At 60.4% G+C, this 17,713-nt stretch carries 12 protein-coding genes and 1 pseudogene; 4 read left to right on the forward strand and 9 right to left on the reverse strand.

Going from position 1 to position 17,713, the window contains the following annotated elements:
* The first annotated feature begins 230 nt into the window (after positions 1 to 230).
* Positions 231 to 1,670 carry an aldehyde dehydrogenase gene (gene aldA / locus ACR6A7_RS11525; protein ID WP_434124980.1) on the forward strand — a complete coding sequence of 480 codons (1,440 nt, stop codon included), beginning with the start codon at positions 231 to 233 and terminating at the stop codon, positions 1,668 to 1,670.
* Between the two features lie 139 nt (positions 1,671 to 1,809).
* Here aldA and ACR6A7_RS11530 read toward each other — a convergent pair whose 3' ends face one another.
* Both ACR6A7_RS11530 and ACR6A7_RS11535 read right to left on the reverse strand, forming a co-directional pair.
* Complete coding sequence (locus tag ACR6A7_RS11530) at positions 1,810 to 3,084, reverse strand: MFS transporter (protein WP_434124981.1); 1,275 nt, start codon at positions 3,082 to 3,084, stop codon at positions 1,810 to 1,812.
* Entirely contained in the window at positions 3,081 to 4,502 is a 1,422-nt protein-coding gene (locus tag ACR6A7_RS11535; RefSeq protein ID WP_434124982.1) for a M20 family metallopeptidase, read from the reverse strand. The genes ACR6A7_RS11530 and ACR6A7_RS11535 overlap by 4 nt, the downstream gene beginning before the upstream one ends.
* Positions 4,503 to 4,656: 154 nt before the next feature.
* Between ACR6A7_RS11535 and ACR6A7_RS11540 the strand changes: the two genes are divergently transcribed.
* The gene (locus tag ACR6A7_RS11540) at positions 4,657 to 5,577 is read left to right on the forward strand and encodes a LysR family transcriptional regulator (RefSeq protein WP_434124983.1); all 921 of its coding nucleotides are present in this window, start codon (positions 4,657 to 4,659) and stop codon (positions 5,575 to 5,577) included.
* Here the strand turns inward: ACR6A7_RS11540 and ACR6A7_RS11545 are convergent.
* Complete coding sequence (locus ACR6A7_RS11545) at positions 5,567 to 7,162, reverse strand: ABC transporter substrate-binding protein (protein ID WP_434124984.1); 1,596 nt, start codon at positions 7,160 to 7,162, stop codon at positions 5,567 to 5,569. The genes ACR6A7_RS11540 and ACR6A7_RS11545 overlap by 11 nt on opposite strands.
* Positions 7,163 to 7,284: 122 nt before the next feature.
* Here ACR6A7_RS11545 and pepT point away from each other — a divergent pair, with 122 nt between their 5' ends.
* Entirely contained in the window at positions 7,285 to 8,511 is a 1,227-nt protein-coding gene (pepT, locus tag ACR6A7_RS11550) for a peptidase T (protein ID WP_434124985.1), read from the forward strand.
* 217 nt (positions 8,512 to 8,728) lie between these two features.
* On the opposite strand, the pseudogene ACR6A7_RS11555 reads toward pepT, so the two are convergent.
* The 3 genes and pseudogenes from ACR6A7_RS11555 to ACR6A7_RS11565 form a co-directional block, all read right to left on the reverse strand.
* A pseudogene (locus ACR6A7_RS11555) lies at positions 8,729 to 9,649 on the reverse strand (Kdo(2)-lipid IV(A) acyltransferase); the annotation flags it as partial.
* A 286-nt stretch (positions 9,650 to 9,935) separates the two neighbouring features.
* On the reverse strand, positions 9,936 to 10,715 hold the full coding sequence (locus tag ACR6A7_RS11560) for a transporter substrate-binding domain-containing protein (protein ID WP_434124986.1): 780 nt from the start codon (positions 10,713 to 10,715) through the stop codon (positions 9,936 to 9,938).
* Between the two features lie 16 nt (positions 10,716 to 10,731).
* Positions 10,732 to 11,892 carry a methionine aminotransferase gene (locus ACR6A7_RS11565; RefSeq protein ID WP_434124987.1) on the reverse strand — a complete coding sequence of 387 codons (1,161 nt, stop codon included), beginning with the start codon at positions 11,890 to 11,892 and terminating at the stop codon, positions 10,732 to 10,734.
* Between the two features lie 126 nt (positions 11,893 to 12,018).
* Between ACR6A7_RS11565 and ACR6A7_RS11570 the strand changes: the two genes are divergently transcribed.
* On the forward strand, positions 12,019 to 12,861 hold the full coding sequence (locus ACR6A7_RS11570) for a LysR substrate-binding domain-containing protein (RefSeq protein WP_434124988.1): 843 nt from the start codon (positions 12,019 to 12,021) through the stop codon (positions 12,859 to 12,861).
* Here ACR6A7_RS11570 and ACR6A7_RS11575 read toward each other — a convergent pair.
* The 3 genes from ACR6A7_RS11575 to hglS form a co-directional block, all read right to left on the reverse strand.
* The gene (locus ACR6A7_RS11575; protein ID WP_434124989.1) at positions 12,858 to 14,519 is read right to left on the reverse strand and encodes a methyl-accepting chemotaxis protein; all 1,662 of its coding nucleotides are present in this window, start codon (positions 14,517 to 14,519) and stop codon (positions 12,858 to 12,860) included. The genes ACR6A7_RS11570 and ACR6A7_RS11575 overlap by 4 nt on opposite strands.
* A gap of 211 nt (positions 14,520 to 14,730) precedes the next feature.
* Positions 14,731 to 16,248 carry a carboxylesterase/lipase family protein gene (locus ACR6A7_RS11580; RefSeq protein WP_434124990.1) on the reverse strand — a complete coding sequence of 506 codons (1,518 nt, stop codon included), beginning with the start codon at positions 16,246 to 16,248 and terminating at the stop codon, positions 14,731 to 14,733.
* Positions 16,249 to 16,346: 98 nt separating this feature from the next.
* On the reverse strand, positions 16,347 to 17,690 hold the full coding sequence (gene hglS / locus ACR6A7_RS11585; protein ID WP_434124991.1) for a 2-oxoadipate dioxygenase/decarboxylase HglS: 1,344 nt from the start codon (positions 17,688 to 17,690) through the stop codon (positions 16,347 to 16,349).
* Between the last annotated feature and the right edge of the window lie 23 nt (positions 17,691 to 17,713).

Here is a 17,713-nt window from a genome sequence, read left to right on the forward strand (position 1 = left end):
TCATGCCTTCTGAAAGTGTTGGCCCAAATTCCATTTTGCGCAACGTAGAAAAGATATGCGGGCCTGCGCCGCTGAATACAACCTTTTGCCGCCCTCATCGCGCCAATTTGCGTCTGTTTGCCAGCGCCGCGTCGCCTGTGGCAATCAGGCTAAGGTGTCGCCATACGTTTTGTTTCACGCTGCATTTACAGAACATTTTATTAACGTACCCGACATCGGAGATTCGGCAGATGACAACACAGCTCAAACATTATGTTAACGGTGAGTTTATTGCGCACAGCGGAGACAACTGGATTGAGGTGATCAACCCCGCCACCGAAGCGCTGCTGGCTCGCATACCTGAAGGCTGCGCGCAGGACGCCAGCCGCGCGATTGACGCCGCCGAAGCCGCACAGCCGGCATGGGAAGCGCTGCCTGCCGTGGAGCGCGGCGGCTGGCTGCGCAAGCTGGCGGCCGCTATTCGCGATCGCGAGCCGGAGCTGACCGCCACTATCGTCGCCGAAGGCGGCAAAACGCAGGGGCTTGCACAGACTGAGGTGCTGTTCACCGCCGATTATCTGGACTATATGGCCGAATGGGCGCGCCGCTATGAAGGCGAGATCGTCAACAGCGATCGACCCAATGAAAATATTTTCGTTTTTAAAAAGGCGATCGGCGTCACTACCGGCATTCTGCCGTGGAACTTCCCTTTCTTTTTGATTGCCCGTAAAGCGGCGCCCGCGTTGATCACCGGCAACACCATTGTAATCAAGCCCAGCGAGCTGACGCCGCTCAACGCTGGCATCTTTGCCGAGATCGTTCATCATATCGGCCTGCCGCCGGGCGTGATTAACTTTGTCTATGGCTACGGTCCGGAGATTGGGCAAGAGCTGGCTGCAAACGCGAAGGTTGGCCTGGTCAGCCTGACCGGCAGCGTTGGCGCAGGTGTCGCCACCATGACGGCAGCGGCGAAGAACGTGACTAAGGTTTCGCTGGAGCTGGGCGGCAAGGCACCCGCCATCGTGATGGATGATGCTGACGTCGAGATCGCGGTTAAGGCGATCGTCAGCTCCCGCGTGATTAACAGCGGCCAGGTCTGCAACTGCGCGGAGCGCGTCTATGTGCAGGAGGGCATTTACGATCGCTTTATGTCTGCGCTGACCGAGGCGTTCAAAGGCGTCACCTTCGGCGATCCGGCGGAGCAGCGCGATCTGGATATGGGGCCGCTGATTAACGCCGCCGCGCTGGCGCGCGTTGAGAAGAAAGTGGCGGACGCCGTGGCCGCGGGCGGCAAGGTGGTGCTGGGCGGCAAGCGCGCCGGTGAGAAGGGATTCTTTTTCCAGCCGACGATTATCACTGACGTCCGTCAGGATATGGAGATTATGCGCGAGGAGATCTTTGGGCCGGTGCTACCGGTAATGACCTTCAAAACGCTGGACGAGGCCATTGCGCTGGCCAACGACTGCGAGTACGGCCTCACCTCCTCTCTCTATACGCGGGATTTGAATACCACCATGGTGGCGCTGCGTAAGCTGAAGTTTGGCGAAACCTACGTCAACCGCGAGAATTTCGAAGCGATGCAGGGGTTCCATGCGGGCTGGCGCAAGTCGGGCATCGGCGGCGCCGACGGCCGACACGGGCTGGAAGAGTATCTGCAGACGCACGTCGCCTATCTGCAGTTTTCGCTGTAAGGGTTAGGCCGCTCTTCCCGGACGGTCTGAGCGCCCGGGCGAGTGAGCGGGCCCAGCGCGCAAAGCCTCCCGCCTCAGGGAGGACATCGTGCGCTTTGGCGATCGGACCCGCTCATTCGCCTGCAGCACCTTCGGGCGTTCAGGCTACGCGTGATCGGCTGCGCAGCAGCGCCGCGGCGCTCAGCAGCGATACCGCCATCAGGTAGTAGCCCGGAGCGAGGCTGCTGCCGGTGGCGTTAATCAGCAGCGTGCAGACCAGCGGGGCGAAACCGCCAAATATTGTCACCGCGACGTTATAGCTGATCGCCATGCCGCTGGCGCGCGTAACGGAGGGAAAAAGATCCGCCATCACCGACGGCACGGTGGAAAAGTAGATCGATTTCAGCAGCGCCATCCAGCCCACCAGCAGCATCAGCGTCAGCGCCGAGGTATGATTCACCATATAGCGGAAAGCGGGATAGATGGTGACCAGCAGCAGCAGCAGCGACCCCCACATCAGCGGCACGCGCCCTACGCGTTCGGCCCACAGCCCCATCAGCGGCGTCACCAGGGTAAGAATCGTTCCCGCCAGCAGCGTGGCGCTAAACGCAACGCTGCCCGGCAGATGCAGCGTTTTAGTGGCGTAGGTCGGCACATAGTTCAGCATGTAGTTAACCGCCGTTGAAATCACCATCAGCCCAACCGCCAGCAGCATCAGCTCTTTCTGACCACCGAACAGCTGTTTCAACGGCGCCGCGCTTTTCTCCTGCTGCGCAAAGCTGGCCGGTTCATGCACGTGGCGGCGTATATAGATCCCCAGCGGGCCAATCAGCAGGCCAAAGGCGAAAGGAATGCGCCAGCCCCAGGACTGAATTTGCGCCTCGCTGAGGATCTGCGTCAGCCCGAGGCCAAAGGCGGAGGCCATCAGCGTGCTTGCGCCCTGCGTCGCGAACTGCCAGCTGGCGATAAAGGCTTTGCGCTCGGGAAAATGCTCCACCAGAAACGCCGTCGAGCTGCCAAACTCGCCGCCCGCCGAAAAGCCCTGAATCAGGCGCGCCAGCATAATCAGCAGCGGTGCCGCCAGCCCGATGGTGCCATATTCCGGCATAAAGGTGATGATCGCGCCGCCCAGCATCATCAGGTTGATCGAGAGCAGCAGCGCCTTTTTGCGACCGTGGCGATCGGCGTAGTTGCCCAGCACCACCGCGCCGAGCGGACGGATAAGGAAAGAGATGCCAAAGCTGCCGAAGGTCAGCAGCAGCGACACAGAGGCGTCGCTGGTAGGGAAAAAAGCGTGGGCGATATAGCTGGCAAAGAAGCCGTAGACCGCAATATCAAACCACTCCAGCGCGTTGCCGATGCAGGTGGCAAATAACGTTTTGTGCAGGCTCGGCTTCGTCTGAACCTGCGTTGCGGCTTGCGTCAGCGTGCTCATACGCGTGCTCCCTGGTAAGCCTGCTGCCGCGCCAACAGCGCCTCGCCCTCTTCGCCCAGCTGCCAGAACAGCCGCGTCATGATCTGCAGCCCTTCGCGCGCCACGGACTTCAGCATATGCTCGTTAACGCCGTGCTGGCCGCAGGCGGGATAGGAGTGCGGCACCCACAGGGTCGGCAGCCCGAGGATCGCCGAAAAGACCTCATTTGGCAGAGAACCGCCCAGGTTAGGCAGCAGCGCCGGTTTTTTGCCGCTGCTGATGGCCAGATTCTCCAGCGCCCAGGCAACCAGCGGACTTTGCGGGTCGAGACGCGTGGCGGGTGAGCCGCGCAGGAATTCAACCTGCACATAGTCGAACCCGTGGGTGCGCAGGTGCGCCTCGACGTGCGCCACCAGGTTTTCCCAGTCGGTGCCCACGACAAAGCGCAGCTGGCACACCGCGGTCGCCTCGCCGGGAATTGCGTTCATGGGGCGCGCCGGGTTGCCAGCCTCAAACGCCAGCACCTCCAGCGTGTTCCAGCCGTAGAGCCGTTCCGCTGCCGTCAGGCCCGGTTCGCCCCAGGTGGCGTCCAGCGCCGGATCGCCCGGCATGCCGCCCACCTCAATATCGCTGAGAATGGCGCGTACCGCCGCGCTCAGCGAGTCGGGCTTCAGCGCCTCGACCTGCAGTACGCCGTGAGCGTTAACCAGCGAAGCGATGGCGTTCGCCAGCTGGATGCCTGGGTTGCTGAGCAGCCCACCCCAGTTGCCAGAGTGATAAGCGTTGTCGCGCGCGCGGATGGTGAGGCGAAAATTGGCCGCGCCGCGCGAGCCGAGAAACAGCGTCGGCCGCGGTGCGCTGACGCGCGGGCCGTCGGAGGCGATAAAGAGGTCGGCGCGCAGCAGCGCCTGCTGCTGGCGGCACAGATCGGCCAGCCCCGGCGAGCTGATCTCTTCACCCATCTCGAACAGGATCTTGCAGTTAAAGCCGAGCCGGCCGCCGCGCGCCTGGTAAATTTGCTCCAGCGCCGCCAGATTGACGCAGTGCTGGCCTTTATTGTCCGCGCTGCCGCGACCATACCAGCGGTCGCCCTCTTCGGTCAGCTGCCAGGGGTTGAGGCCGTCGCGCCAGTTCTCATCGTCGCCGAACACCACGTCGCCGTGACCATAGAGCAGCAGGGTCGGCAGCGTCGCCTCTTCAATGCGTGTCGCCACCAGAAAAGGCGGATTATTTGCTGCCGGATTGTCGATAAGGTGCAGCGTAAAGCCAATCGCCGCCAGCTGCGGCGCGATCTCCTGCTGCAAATAGTGATGTAGCTCGCCGTCGCGATCCGCCCGCTGACTTTCGGTGGCGCACGCCACACGACGCGCCAGTAGCCGCTGGAATTCACCGCTATCGAAATAGCGCATCGCCTGATCAACTGCCTGTTGTTCCGTCATGTTTGCCCTGTCTTTTTTATTGTGGTGTCGCTCTATCTTTGCCAAAAGGCTGGCGTTGCCACAATTATCAATTTATCGACATAGCCTTGCTTTAAAAGCAAAGTTAAAATGCCCGATAAAGAAGCATGCACCGCTGGGGTGCAGGGGGGGTGCGATGCTGAGCAGTGAAATCCGTTATTTCCTTGCCGTGGCCAACAGCGGTTCGCTGAGCGCCGCCAGCGAGCAGCTGTTTGTCGCCGTCTCCGCCATTAGCCGACAGATCCAGCGGCTGGAGGCACAGGTGGGCGCACCGCTGTTCGATCGTCACGCGCGCGGCATGGTGCTCAATGAGGCGGGAGAAATTTTTGCCCGTCAGGTACGGCAAAGCCAGCGGGATATGGCGTACGCGCTGGCGGAGATTAAGGGGCTGAAGGCGATACGCCGCACGCTTATTCGCGTCGCCTGCACCGACGGCATGGCGTTCAGCCTGCTGCCAGGCCTGCTGGCGGAGTTTCGCGCGCTGCATCCCGGCGTCTATTTTGCGCTCAAGGTTGAGAGCGCGCAGAGCGTAGCGGAGCGAGTGCGCGCCGGAGAGTGTGACGTGGCGCTGCAGTTTAGCCTGCACCCGGAGCGCGGCGTGGAAGTCATAGATTCCTGGCCTGCACCGGTGCTGCTGGCCATGCACAGGGATCATCCGCTGGCGCAGCAGCCGGTGACGCTGGAGGCGCTCAGCCACTATCCGATGGCGCTGCCGGAGCAGAACACCACGGTGCGGCAGCTGTTTGATCTCGCCTGTCAGATGCGCGGCTGCGTGATCGAGCCGGTGCTGACCTGCGACTATTTCGCCACGCTCTATCAGTTTCTGCTCAATACGCCTGAGGCGATCACCATCAGCAGCGCGTTTACCCTGATCAACGCAACGCAGGCCCAGCAGCTGGTGCTGCGCGAAATGGGGGTCGACCAGCTTAGCCAGCGCACGCTACAGCTGCAGCGCGTGTCGGGGCGACAGCGCAACGCGGCGCTGACGCCCTTTCTCACCTTTCTTCAGCAGCGCATTAGCGCTATCGCCAGTCAGGCTGCTCTGATTACTCTTTGATATCGACCGGATAGAAAATGTGCTTGCCGAACGGATCGATATCGTAGCCGCTCACCTCTTTGCGCACCGGCTCGAAGATGGTCGAGTGGGCAATCATTACCGCAGGCATTTGATCATGCATGATCTGCTGCGCCTGCAGGTAGAGCGCGGTGCGCTTGCTTTGATCCGGCTCGGCGCGCGCCGCGGCGATCAGCTTCTCAAACGGCTGATAGCACCACTTCGAGGAGTTGGAGCCGCCCTGGGTCGATTTGCAGCTGTAGAGCGGCCCGAAAAAGTTGTCGGGATCGCCGGTGGCGGTGGTCCATCCCATCAGTGCCGCCTGATGCTCGCCGCTGCGCACCCGCTTGAGATACTCGCCCCATTCGTAGGTGACGATAGAGGCCTTGATGCCGACCTTTGCCCAGTCCGCCTGAATCATCTCTGCCATACGGCGCGCGTTAGGGTTATAGGGACGGGAAACCGGCATCGCCCAGAGCGCGATTTCCGTGCCGGGCTTAATACCCGCCTGCTGTAGCAGCGCTTTGGCTTTCTCAGGATCGTAATCGTAATCGTAATCTTTCAGGTCCCGGTTTTCACTCCAGACGCCCGGCGGCAGAATGTTTTTCGCCGCGGTGCCGGTGCCTTTGAAAATGGCGTCGATAATGGCGGGCTTATTGATCGCCATCGCCAGCGCCTGTCGCACCTCCACCTTATCCAGCGGCGCTTTCGTGGTGTTGAACGCAAGGAAGCCGGTATTGAGCCCCGCTTTTTGCATCAGGTTGATCGCCGGATTACTGCGCATCTTCTCCAGGTCGGCGGGGTTTGGGAACGGCATGATCTGACACTCCCCCTTTTCCAGCTTGGCAAGCCGCACCGAGGCGTCCGGCGTAATGCTGAACACGATGCGGTCGAGCTTTGCCTTGCCGGCCCAGTAGCCCGGAAAAGCCTTATAGAGAATGCGCGAGTCTTTCTGATACTGCATCAGCTGGAATGGTCCGGTGCCGATGGGATCCATATCGACTTTCTCCGGCGTGCCGGCTTTCAACATCTGGTCAGCATATTCAGCGGAGTGAATCGAAGCGAAATACCAGGCGAGATCGGCGAGAAACGGCGCCTCCGCGTGATTCAGGGTAAAGCGCACGGTGTGGTCGTCGACGCGATCGATGCGCTTGATTAGCGTGGTCAACTCCAGGCTGTCGAAGTTAGCGTAGGTGCCGCCAGAGACGTTGTGGTAAGGGTTTTTGCTATCCATCTGCCGCATAAAAGAGAAGATAACGTCGTCGGCGTTGAAATCGCGGCTGGGTTTAAAGAGTTTATTGCTCTGAAAAGGGACGTTTTTGCGCAGATGGAAGGTATAGACCTTGCCGTCAGCGCTAATCTCCCAGCTTTCCGCCAGGCTCGGTATCAGCTCAGTGGTGCCATATTTGAAATCCACCAGCCGGTTAAAAACCGGCACCGCGCTGGCGTCCACGCTGGTTCCCGAGGTGTAGAGCTGCGGATTGAAATTTTCCGGCGACCCTTCGGCGCAGTAAACCAGCGTTTTCGCGCTGGCGTTATGCGCCAGGGTAGCGGTCAGCAACGCCAGCATCGCTATCTTCACTTTCATCATTTCCTCACTTTTTATTGACTTCCGTTGGTCAGATTCCCTAAATGTTCCAGACGCTCTATGGATACCACGTTTTCGTAACATAACGAATCCCGCTGTTAGCAGACAAATAAGGAACGGTGATGACAGCCCTTGCACATCAGTTAACTCAACGTTTTTTTCGCTATCTGGCGGTCAGCAGCCAGAGCGACGCCAAATCAGACACCTTGCCAAGCACGCCGAGCCAGCACGCCATGGCGCAGCTGCTGGCGCAGGAGCTGACCGCTCTCGGGCTAGATAAGGTGGAGATCGACGACTGCGCCACGGTGACGGCGGTGAAGCGCGGCAACCGGCCCAGCGCGCCGCGCATCGGGTTTATCACCCATATCGATACGGTTGATGTGGGGCTGTCGCCCGATATTCATCCGCAGATCCTCACCTGGCAGGGCGAGGATCTGCTGCTCAACGCGCGCGATGATATCTGGCTGCGCCGCGACGAGCATCCGGAGCTCGCACCCTATATTGGGGAGGAGATTATTTTCAGCGACGGCACCAGCGTGCTGGGCGCGGACAATAAAGCGGCGGTGACGGTGGTAATGACGCTGATGGCGAATTTGCAGGGCGATCACGGCGATATCGTGGTGGCCTTTGTGCCCGACGAAGAGATTGGGCTGCGCGGCGCGAAGGCGCTCGATCTGGAAAAGCGCTTTAACGTCGATTTCGCCTGGACCATCGACTGCTGCGAGCTGGGTGAAGTGGTCTATGAAAACTTTAACGCTGCGTCGGCAGAAATTACCTTTACCGGCGTGCCGGCGCATCCGATGTCAGCCAAAGGGGTGCTGGTCAATCCGCTGCTGATGGCGCACGACTTTATCAGCCTGTTCGATCGCCGCGAAACGCCAGAGCATACTGAGGGCCGAGAAGGCTATATCTGGTTTAACGAGATGCAGGCGGGCGCCAGCCAGGCGACGTTAAAGGCTTCAATTCGCGATTTTGATCTGGCGCAGTTTGCCGCACGCAAAGAGGCGCTGCAGCAGGCGGTGGCGGACATTGCGCAGCGTTACCCAACCGGCAGCGTCGCCATCCGCATCAGCGACATCTACAGCAACATCAGCAACGCTGTCGGTGAGGATCGTCGCGCCATCGATCTGATCTTCACCGCGCTCGCGGATCTCAATATCGAGCCTAAAGTGATCCCGATGCGTGGCGGCACCGACGGCGCCGCGCTGTCGGCGAAAGGATTGCTGACGCCGAACTTTTTTACCGGCGCGCATAACTTTCACTCCCGCTTCGAATTTCTGCCGATTTCATCCTTTGTGAAATCTTATCAGGTGGCGGAACGGCTGTGCCTGCTGGCGGCGATGCCTTAACAACGTAGGGTGAAGCGCGGCGTAGCCGGTAAAGCCACGCCCTCCTCTCCTGCCGTGTCAATCCAGGCGACAAGAGAGGAGAGCAGCGAATGCGTGCTATACCCAACGCTGCCACAACAAGGTCAGGTCACATTTGTTGGCCTTGCTGCCCCTGCTCAGCCTGAGCCTCCTGCTCAAATCGCCTGGTTTCGATTGGTTCAGGCGTTGTTTTGCGAGCGTAGCGGTCTGGTTGTCCGTCGGGTCGCGTTTTAAAGCGCCGATGCAGCCACATATACTGCGCAGGTGCCAGCATGACGGCACGCTCAATCGCCTGGTTCATTTGGTGAGCAACAGATTCCTTGTCCGCGCCCTGCAGCGCGTCGCTGATATCTTCCATAATAATCAGCTCATAGCCTGAGCCATCCGCCTTGCGGCGCGGCACAAAGGGAATGACGGCCGGACGCGCGCTTTTAACCAGCATGTAGCTGCCTGAGGTCGTGGCGGCATCCGGCACGGCAAAAAAAGGCACAAATACGCTGTTGTTTTTTCCGTAGTCATGGTCGGGCGCGTACCAGAGAATTTCATTCTGCTTTAGGGCGCGGATCATGCCTTTTAAATCATAGCGATCCAGCATGCTTTTATTTGACCGCAGGCGTCCACGCGTTTGTAGCCAGTCAAGCAGCCTGTTGTTGTTGGGACGATAAACGCCTATGCCCGGATTAAGCATCCCGAAAATACGCGCGCCCAGTTCAAGCGTAAGAAAATGCATGCCAATCAGCACCACCCCTTTGCCCTTTTTCCGTGCCTGCTCCATATGCTCATAACCGCTTACGCTAACGTATTTGCGCACCCTCTGCTCGGGCCAGAACCATGCCATGCCGGTCTCCAGAATCCCCATCCCTACTGACGCAAAATTCTGCTCCAGCAAGGTTTCGCGTTTATCGTTATCCATCTGAGGAAAGCAGAGAGCGAGATTGCGGCGGGCGATCTCCACCCGTCGCGGTAACAGGCGTCTGGCGATTTGACCGAGTATGGGGCCTGTTTTCATCAGTAGCGGATAAGGCAGTTGCACCACCAGCCAGAGCGCGACGATACCGATCCAACTGAGCCAGTAGCGAGGATGAAAAAAGGCGAGCGAAAACTGAGGCAATTTAGTCATTCAAATTATCCCTTGAGCATGCTTCTCTTGAGCGAGTCTGGCGGAAATTTTCTTATCAAATACCTGGTTTAGTTCAGGAAGGCGAATTGTAAAGAAATATTCAGGGAATATTTTGATCGTTTACAGCCACAGCGCCTGCTGGTTTAGGCTGCGTTGATTTTGGGTGTAAAGGGCATGAGGAATACGATGATAAAGAGGTCATTCTGTGGGCCAGCCAACGGCGCGAAACGGTATCAAAGCAGCCGTGACCGCAGACAATAAAGGCGGCTGTGAGCCGCCTCTTTTCTTACTTTGTTGCACTCACGTCAATGCCGGGAAAATATTTCGCCGCCAGCTTCTTCACCGTGCCGTCATCCTGGATTTTGGTAATCGCCGCATCCAGCTCCTTCTTCAGCTTCGTATCGCCCTTGCGCAGACCGAAACCGATGCCGGAGCCGAGGATGGCGTCATCCTCGACCGCCTTACCGGCAAAAGCAAAGCCTTTGCCCTGTGGCTTATCGAGGAAGCCCGACTGGCCAGCGGCGGACATCACCAGCGTGCCGTCCAGACGGCCTGCGACCATATCGTTATAGACCTGATTCTGATCCTGATAGGAGGTGACGGTCACGCCCTGGGGCTCCCAGTGCTTTTTGGCGTAGGTTTCCTGAATCGAGCCCTGCAGCACGCCGATATTCTTGCCCTTCAGCGCCTCAGCGGTCGGCTGCAGCTTCTCGCCCTCTTTTACGATCAGCATGCTTGGAATACGGTAGATCGGCTTTGTGAAGTCGATGCTTTTTGCCCGCGCCTCGGTGATGTTCATCGCCGAGTTAATGGCGTCAAACTTCTTCGCCTGCAGCGCCGGGATCAGGGCATCGAAGCTGCTCTCCACCCACTGACAGTTGAAATTCCCGGTGGCGCAAATAGCCTTGCCCAGCTCAATATCGAACCCTTCGAGCTCGCCCTGCGCATTGCGGCTCTCGAACGGCGCATACTGCGATTCAAGCCCGTAACGCAGCGTTTCCGCCGCCAGTGCGTGCACCGAACTCATCATGCCCAGAGCAAGAAAGAGCGCATTGATTTTTTTCATTTATTTTCCCCTGAGATTAACCCTTTACCCGACAGAGCGCTTCTGCGCCGCGCTGCAGGGTGGCGTCGTCTTTGGCAAAAGAGAGACGAATCACGTTGTTATCGGTGCCGTCCATATAAAACGCCGAAAGCGGGATGGTTGCCACGCCGTGTTCGACGATAAGACGTTTTACCATCTCGCTGTCAGGTTCGTCACTGAAATGTCCGTAGCTGGCCAAAACAAAAAACGAACCGGCGCACGGCAGCAGCTTAAAGGGCGAATCCTGCAGCAGCGTCACCAGGCGATCGCGCTTTTGCTGATAGAACGCCGACAGCGACAGATAGTTTTCGGCGCGCTGCAGATAGTGCGCAAACCCGATCTGCATCGGCGTATCGGCGGCGTACATCATAAACTGGTGCACCTTGACCAGCTCCTCCATCAGCTCGGCGGGCGCAAGGCAGTAGCCGACGCGCCAGCCGGTGACGTGAAAGGTTTTGCCGAAAGAGGAGACAATAACGCTGCGTTGCGCCAGTTCCGGATGGGTCGCCATGCCGCAGTGGGCGCGGCCGTCGAACAGGATATGCTCGTAGACTTCGTCGGAGAGCACCACAATATCGGTGTTGCGCGTCAGCGCTGCCAGCTGCGCCAGATCGGCAGGCGTCAGCACCTGCGCGCTCGGGTTATGCGGCGTGTTGATGATGATCATACGGGTGCGCGGCGTCAGCGCAGCGCGCAGCGCCTCCCAGTCGATGGCGTAGTCAGGGAAGCGCAGCTTCAGGCCAACCGGCGTACCGCCCTGCAAACGCACCACCGGCGCGTAGCTGTCGAAGGCTGGCTCGAAGAAAATCACCTCATCGCCCCGATTCACCAGCCCCGCGATCGCCATATAAATGCCCTGGCTGGCGCTGCCGCTAATCAGCACTTCGGTCGCAGGATCGTAGTGTTGCCCGTAGAGCGCCCCAACCTTCGCCGCCAGCGCCTCTTTCAGCGCGGGCCAGCCGGTCATGGGTGCGTACTGGTTATGCCCTTCGCGCATGGCGCGGCTGACCGCCTCCACCAGCGCCGGATCGCACGGAAAGTTGGGTGCCCCCTGCGACAGGTTAATGGCCTGGTGCTGCGCGGAGAGCTGGCCGATGACGCTGAATATGGTGGTGCCTACGTCAGGCAGTTTCGACGTGACGTTAACGCTGCTTTTCATCGGTCGGGCTCCTGTATCGCTGCATAAAAATGTCGATTTCTTTAATATCTATTCAACGACCCAACGCTTGAGCCGACAAGCGAATTGTTGTCATAATAGCCATGACTAATTTGCATAGCTGGAGTGATGATGCCGCGTTCTTTGCCGCTTAACGCCATACACGCTTTTCTGGTGACCGCGCGTCATCTCAACCTGACGCGCGCGGCAGGCGAACTCTGTATTACCCAGGGCGCGGTGAGCCGCAAGATCGCCACCCTTGAACACTATCTGGGATTTGCGCTGTTCGAGCGCCATGCGCGTGGTCTGCGCCTGACCTCGCAGGGGGCGGCGCTGCTGCCGGAGCTGCGTCAGGGCTTCGAGCTGATAGCGGGCGCGACGGATAAGGCGATGCGCCAGCATGGGGTGATTCGGCTCAAGGCGCCGACCTGCGCCATGCGCTGGCTGGTGCCGCGGCTGGTAGCGCTGGAGCAGCTGCGGCCGGAACTGCATGTCGCGCTGACGACCACGCTTGAGCATCACGCGCAGCTGGAGGGGTTCGACGCCGCCGTTCTGTACGGCACGCCGCCGCCTGGGGCGATCCATCTGTTTGACGAGGCGATCACGCCGGTGATGGCGGCCAATGCCGTGCCGCCCGCCTCGCCCGAGGCGCTGGCCTCGATGACCTTTCTGCACCCCACTGGCGATACCCGCGACTGGCAGCTGTGGCTCAGTGCCCAGAATAGCCGTCTGACGATGACACGTAATCAACACTTCAGCACCATGGATCTGGCGATCAGCGCGGCGATACAGGGGTTTGGCGTAACGGTGGCGGATATCAATCTGGTGGAGAGCGATCTGGCGAACGGGCGTCTGATTGCGCCGTTCGCCAGCCGGGTGAAAACCGGGGCGGCCTACAGTTTGCTGCAGCGCCCGTTCAGGGAAGCGCCGCCTTACCTTGCGGATCTGGCGGCGTGGCTGTCACGCGCTTAAAAGGTGACCCAGTCGGCGTTTGACGCTGCTTTAGGGCGCGGCGTACCGCCGACAGCCGGGGTCGAGCGGTTGCTGCCTGACGGCGCGCTGGCCAGCGGCTCCTGCGACGAGAGGCGGAAGCGGGAGACAGAGGCTTCCAGCGATTCGGTCTGACGCGCCAGCGCGGCGGCGGCGGCAGAGACCTCTTCCACCAGCGAGGCGTTCTGCTGCGTCACGCTGTCCATTTCGGTGACGGCGACGCCTACCTGTGAAATGCCTTTGCTCTGCTCTTCCGACGCGGCGGCGATCTGCTTCATGATGGCGTCCACTTCCTGCACCGACTTGAGAATGTGGTGCATGGTGTTGCCAGTGTTGCCCACCAGCGTCGCGCCTTTGTCCACGCGCTGCACCGAATCCTCAATCAGCGCGGCGATCTCTTTCGCCGCGGCGGCGCTTCGCTGCGCCAGATTGCGAACCTCGCTGGCGACCACCGCGAAGCCGCGGCCCTGCTCACCGGCGCGCGCCGCTTCCACCGCGGCGTTCAGCGCCAGAATATTGGTCTGAAAGGCGATGCCGTTAATGACGCTGGTGATCTCGGCGATCTTTTTCGAGCTGCCGGAGATGCCGTTCATGGTAGAGACCACTTCGCTCACCAGCTGGCCGCCCTGCTGCGCGGTCGACGAAGCGGTTTCCGCCAGCCTGCTGGCCTGACGGGCATTGTCGGCGTTGAATTTCACCGTCGCGGTCAGCTGCTCCATGCTGGCGGCAGTCTGCTCCAGCGCCGCCGCCTGCTCTTCGGTGCGGGAAGAGAGATCGTTGTTGCCTGCCGAAATTTCCGCCGCGCCGCGGGAGATATTTTCGGTGCCGCTGCGAATGGCGCTGACCGCTTCGCGCAGGCTATCCTGCATGGCGCTCAGCAGCGGCACCAGCTTGCCGACGCAGTTGCGGCCGAACGGCGCGACCGGCTGGCTGAGATCGCCGGTGGCGATCACGGCAAAATGCTCGCGGATACGGTCCAGCGGCTTCACCAGCATGGTGACCAGATAGCGGTCGGTAAACAGCAGGATTAGCAGGCCGGCGAAGACCGCCGCCACCAGCGTGATTTTGGTCAGCACGGTCAGGCGATCGACGTTAACGCGGGTCTCATCAAGCTTAACCGCCGCCGCCTGGTTAAAGGCTTCGGCGCTGGCGCCAAAGGCGCGACTCAGCGCAGGCGTCACCGAGCTGGCGTGCTGACGATAGACCTCAAGCGCCCCCTGGCGCGCCTTCTCCAGCTGCGGCGTTACGCCCTCATCGAGCAGCTTTTGCCAGTTGGCAATGGTCTGGTCAACGATCTGCGGATCCATCGGGCCGGGCGCCATCTGTTTAAACTGCGCCAGCTGCTGGGTCATGCCATCCAGCGCCTGCTGCACCGGCTTCCAGTCGGCGTCGACTGGCTGCGCGCCGCTGGCTTTCATCTCCATCACGCGCGACAGGCGCGTAATAACGCGGAAATACTGGTCGTTACCCTTGCTTAAAGTGGTCATCTGCGCGACCAGCTGACGATCGACGTCATTGCCGTTGCTTAGCTTACTAAGGGAGTGGACGCTGAACCAGCCCACCGCGCACCACAACAGGCAAAACAGGCCGAGAATCCACAGCATAACGGCGCGAATTGTGAAGTTTTTTAATATACCCATAGCCAATTCCTTGACGGTGAAAACCGAGAGTGGCCCGATAAGCTCGGGCATAAAGGGGTTATCGGCAGGGATTGAGGAAGGTATAGCCTTTTAATCAGCAATAAAGTTGCTTAATGCGCCAGCGCAATGCGGAGATAACACCATGATTTAAAATCATTTCCTCCGCCAGGCCTGGGGGGGCAAACCTTGCCGGCGCCTTATTAATTAGCCGTCAAAGCTTCACCATGCTTTTCATCAGCAGGCGAAACAGCCTCAGCCGGGCGCGTAAGAAATTGCGCTTGAGCAGTAGCGCCCCTTTTCCGCCCTCGCCGAACGCCAGCGTGACGTCGTCGCCAGGGTGCCAGACGGGCCAGTTTATCTTCCCCTCCAGCCGATGGCTGAATGCGCTCGCGTCGCGCGCAAAGGTGAACCAGTAGTCCGCCATGTGCTGCGCAAAGGCGCAGTCGGCGGCGGTATAGGGCCGTTCGCTGTCGGCGGGTTGCATCGCCGTAAGGGTGTTGAGGGCATAGGGCACCTCATTGCCGTGCCAGGCCCCGTGCGGACAGAGCTCGCGCGACTGCTCGGAGACATAGTCGAACCAGTAGCGCCAGCCCGGCATGCCGACGTTGTGCTGGGCGCGCATCAGGACCCACGGCATGACGCTGAAAGCCATATCGCGCGCCGCCGCGCGTCCCAGCAGGCGATCGTCGTGAATATCATACAGCCACTTCAGCAGCCGATAGCTGAACGGCCTGTTGATGCGCAGCTGGCGCATCACCTCGGCGCTGTCGACGTTGAAGTATTCCAGTACGCTCGCTTCGTCGCTATTGCTACCTGCCATCAGCGGAATGCGATGCTGGCGCGCCGCCATAAAGGTATTCAGCATCGGCTGGGGCAGCACGGCGTCACCGGCAATCGGCACCGGCCCGTGCCATAAGGGCGACGCCAGCGGCCAGAAGGCGTCTGCAGGCAGTTCGCGCAGCTGCTGCGCAGTGGCGTTGGGCAGACCAAGGTGCGCCGCGACCTGCTCGCCCTGCTGCAGCGCCGCTTTGCGCGGTTTGTCAGGCAGACTGTAGGCGCTCTGCACGATCGCTTTGTGAAACAATCCCTCCGCCAGTGGCGAACAGCAGAGCGAAAGCACGCTGCGCGCGCCAGAGGATTCACCAAAAAGCGTGACGTTGTCACGGTTACCGCCAAACGCGGGAATGTTGCGCTGCACCCACTGCAGCGCGGCGATTTGATCCAGCAAGGCGAAATTGTTGACGATGCCGCCGTCGCGATACTCCGCATCCAGTGCAGGATGCGCAAAAAAGCCGAGATGGCCGAGACGGTAATTAATCGTCACTACTACGGCGCCACGCGCCGCCAGCGGCTTGCCGTTATACGGCGCCAGCCCGCCCGATCCCATCACGAAGCCGCCGCCGTGCAGCCACACCATTACTGGCAGCGGCCGCGCAGGGTCGACGTCGGGGGTCCAGACGTTAAGATAGAGGCAGTCTTCGCTGAGCGGACCGGGGTCGCCGCCGCCGGCGACAGCACAGAGCGTGCGATCCTGCCAGCAGGCGGCGCCGAATTCGGTGGCGTCGCGCACCTCGTGCCACGGCGTAACCGGCTGGGGGGCGCGCCAGCGTAGTGCACCTACTGGCGCGGCGGCATATGGAATACCCTTAAAGACAAAGAGATCATCATCCATACTTCCTCTTAGCTCGCCTTCGGCTGTGCTGAGGCGCAGAGGTCGTCTGTTTTTCATTACCTGTTCCCTGATAAAGCGTTAAGGCATTATCTACAGGGCGTTAAGATATTGTCTATGTCCTTAGGGCATTTGCAGATTATGCTGAATCGACGCCATCACCCCTGATGCAAACCGCACCGGGCCAGCGATTGCTGCTGCCGCGCCTGATAAAGCCGCATTTCATCCTGCACCGGCGCGCCCAGCGCCGCTTCAAAATCGGCCCTGCTGGCGTGACCGGCGGAACGGCCCTGCGCCCGATCGCCCAGATTCGACTGGAAGATGCCCGCCGCGCTGACCGGCAAGAAATCTTCGTACACGATCGGATCGGCAATGATGCGGCCCTGTTCAATCAGCGTCGCCAGCGATTCGCCCGGCTGCGGCGGCTGCGCCTCACCCTGCTCACTCAGACGATAGTTAAACCAGGCGAGCTCCTGCTCGCGCAGGCTCTGCTCATCATCGGGGAAGGCGCGAAACACCTCGGCCAGGTGTTGCTGATGCTGATGGTTGTCGACGCCGGTGCCTGCTGCCGCCAGCAGACGATCGTAAAGCGCGCGGCCTTTCGGCGTCAGCGCCGCGCCCCGCTGCTCGATTTCGCCAAAGCGCGCGGTATGGGTGCCGCTTTCGCCCTGCTGAAAAATCACCGGCTCCTCCAGCGCTTTAAAGCTGGTCTGACGCAGCAGAATCGGCACCTCGCGCCGCGGCGGGCCTTCAATCAGCGCCTTAGGGTCGATGCCGTATTCGGGCATCAGCGCCTGCACCTGGTCGATATCGAGGGTACGCGGCGTCAGATGGTTAATATGGCATCCCGGGAAGCAGACCACGTCGGCGACCAGGCGGTGCTGCTGGCTTAACGCCTGATAGGTGGCGCTGTCGACAGTGCTCAGCGCGTGCCAGCGGAAAGTCTCCAGCGCCTCTTTAACGAAGGCGTCGGCGTCCGCCTCATTCAGGCCGCCCTGCTGCTGGTGCTGTGCCATCAGCGCGCGGCAGCGCGGCGTGAAAATATCACGTTTTGCCAGTATCGCCGCCGCTTTTTCCCGCAGCGGGAGATCGTCGATCAGCTCCAGCCGCAGCAGCGAGGTAAAAATGCGAAAGGGATTATGTCGCAGCGCCGCGTCGCTCACCGGCCGAAACGCGGTGGAGTGTACCGGCACGCCCGCCTGCGAGAGATCGTAATAGCCGACCGGCTCCATGCCCATCACCGCGAACATCTGCCGCAGCGTCGCAAGCTCCTGCGCTGTGCCGACGCGAATGGCGCCGTGACGCTCCAGATTAAGGCGGCCCAGCTCGTCCGCCGCAGCCAGCCGGGTTTTCAGCGCGGGACGTTCGGTTAAATACGCTTCGTTTACGCGCTGCACCAGCGTCATCAGGGTGCCGTATTGCGGCACCTCCTGCTGATACATAGCGGACATCGCCTGCGAGAAGCGCGTACGAATAGCGTCCGCGCTAAGGAAGTGGTTCATGGTGCCTGCTCCTGACGTGATCG

Source organism: Pantoea phyllosphaerae (assembly GCF_051025595.1).
Classification (GTDB): domain Bacteria; phylum Pseudomonadota; class Gammaproteobacteria; order Enterobacterales; family Enterobacteriaceae; genus Pantoea.

Coding starts and splice junctions, on each gene's coding strand:
- ACR6A7_RS11560 (WP_434124986.1), bottom strand. CDS start 10,715: ATGAAAAAAATCAATGCGCTCTTTCTTGCTCTGGGCATGATGAGTTCG.
- ACR6A7_RS11540 (WP_434124983.1), top strand. CDS start 4,657: ATGCTGAGCAGTGAAATCCGTTATTTCCTTGCCGTGGCCAACAGCGGT.
- pepT (WP_434124985.1), top strand. CDS start 7,285: ATGACAGCCCTTGCACATCAGTTAACTCAACGTTTTTTTCGCTATCTG.
- ACR6A7_RS11575 (WP_434124989.1), bottom strand. CDS start 14,519: ATGGGTATATTAAAAAACTTCACAATTCGCGCCGTTATGCTGTGGATT.
- ACR6A7_RS11530 (WP_434124981.1), bottom strand. CDS start 3,084: ATGAGCACGCTGACGCAAGCCGCAACGCAGGTTCAGACGAAGCCGAGC.
- hglS (WP_434124991.1), bottom strand. CDS start 17,690: ATGAACCACTTCCTTAGCGCGGACGCTATTCGTACGCGCTTCTCGCAG.
- ACR6A7_RS11545 (WP_434124984.1), bottom strand. CDS start 7,162: ATGAAAGTGAAGATAGCGATGCTGGCGTTGCTGACCGCTACCCTGGCG.
- ACR6A7_RS11565 (WP_434124987.1), bottom strand. CDS start 11,892: ATGAAAAGCAGCGTTAACGTCACGTCGAAACTGCCTGACGTAGGCACC.
- ACR6A7_RS11580 (WP_434124990.1), bottom strand. CDS start 16,248: ATGAAAAACAGACGACCTCTGCGCCTCAGCACAGCCGAAGGCGAGCTA.
- ACR6A7_RS11570 (WP_434124988.1), top strand. CDS start 12,019: ATGATGCCGCGTTCTTTGCCGCTTAACGCCATACACGCTTTTCTGGTG.
- aldA (WP_434124980.1), top strand. CDS start 231: ATGACAACACAGCTCAAACATTATGTTAACGGTGAGTTTATTGCGCAC.
- ACR6A7_RS11535 (WP_434124982.1), bottom strand. CDS start 4,502: ATGACGGAACAACAGGCAGTTGATCAGGCGATGCGCTATTTCGATAGC.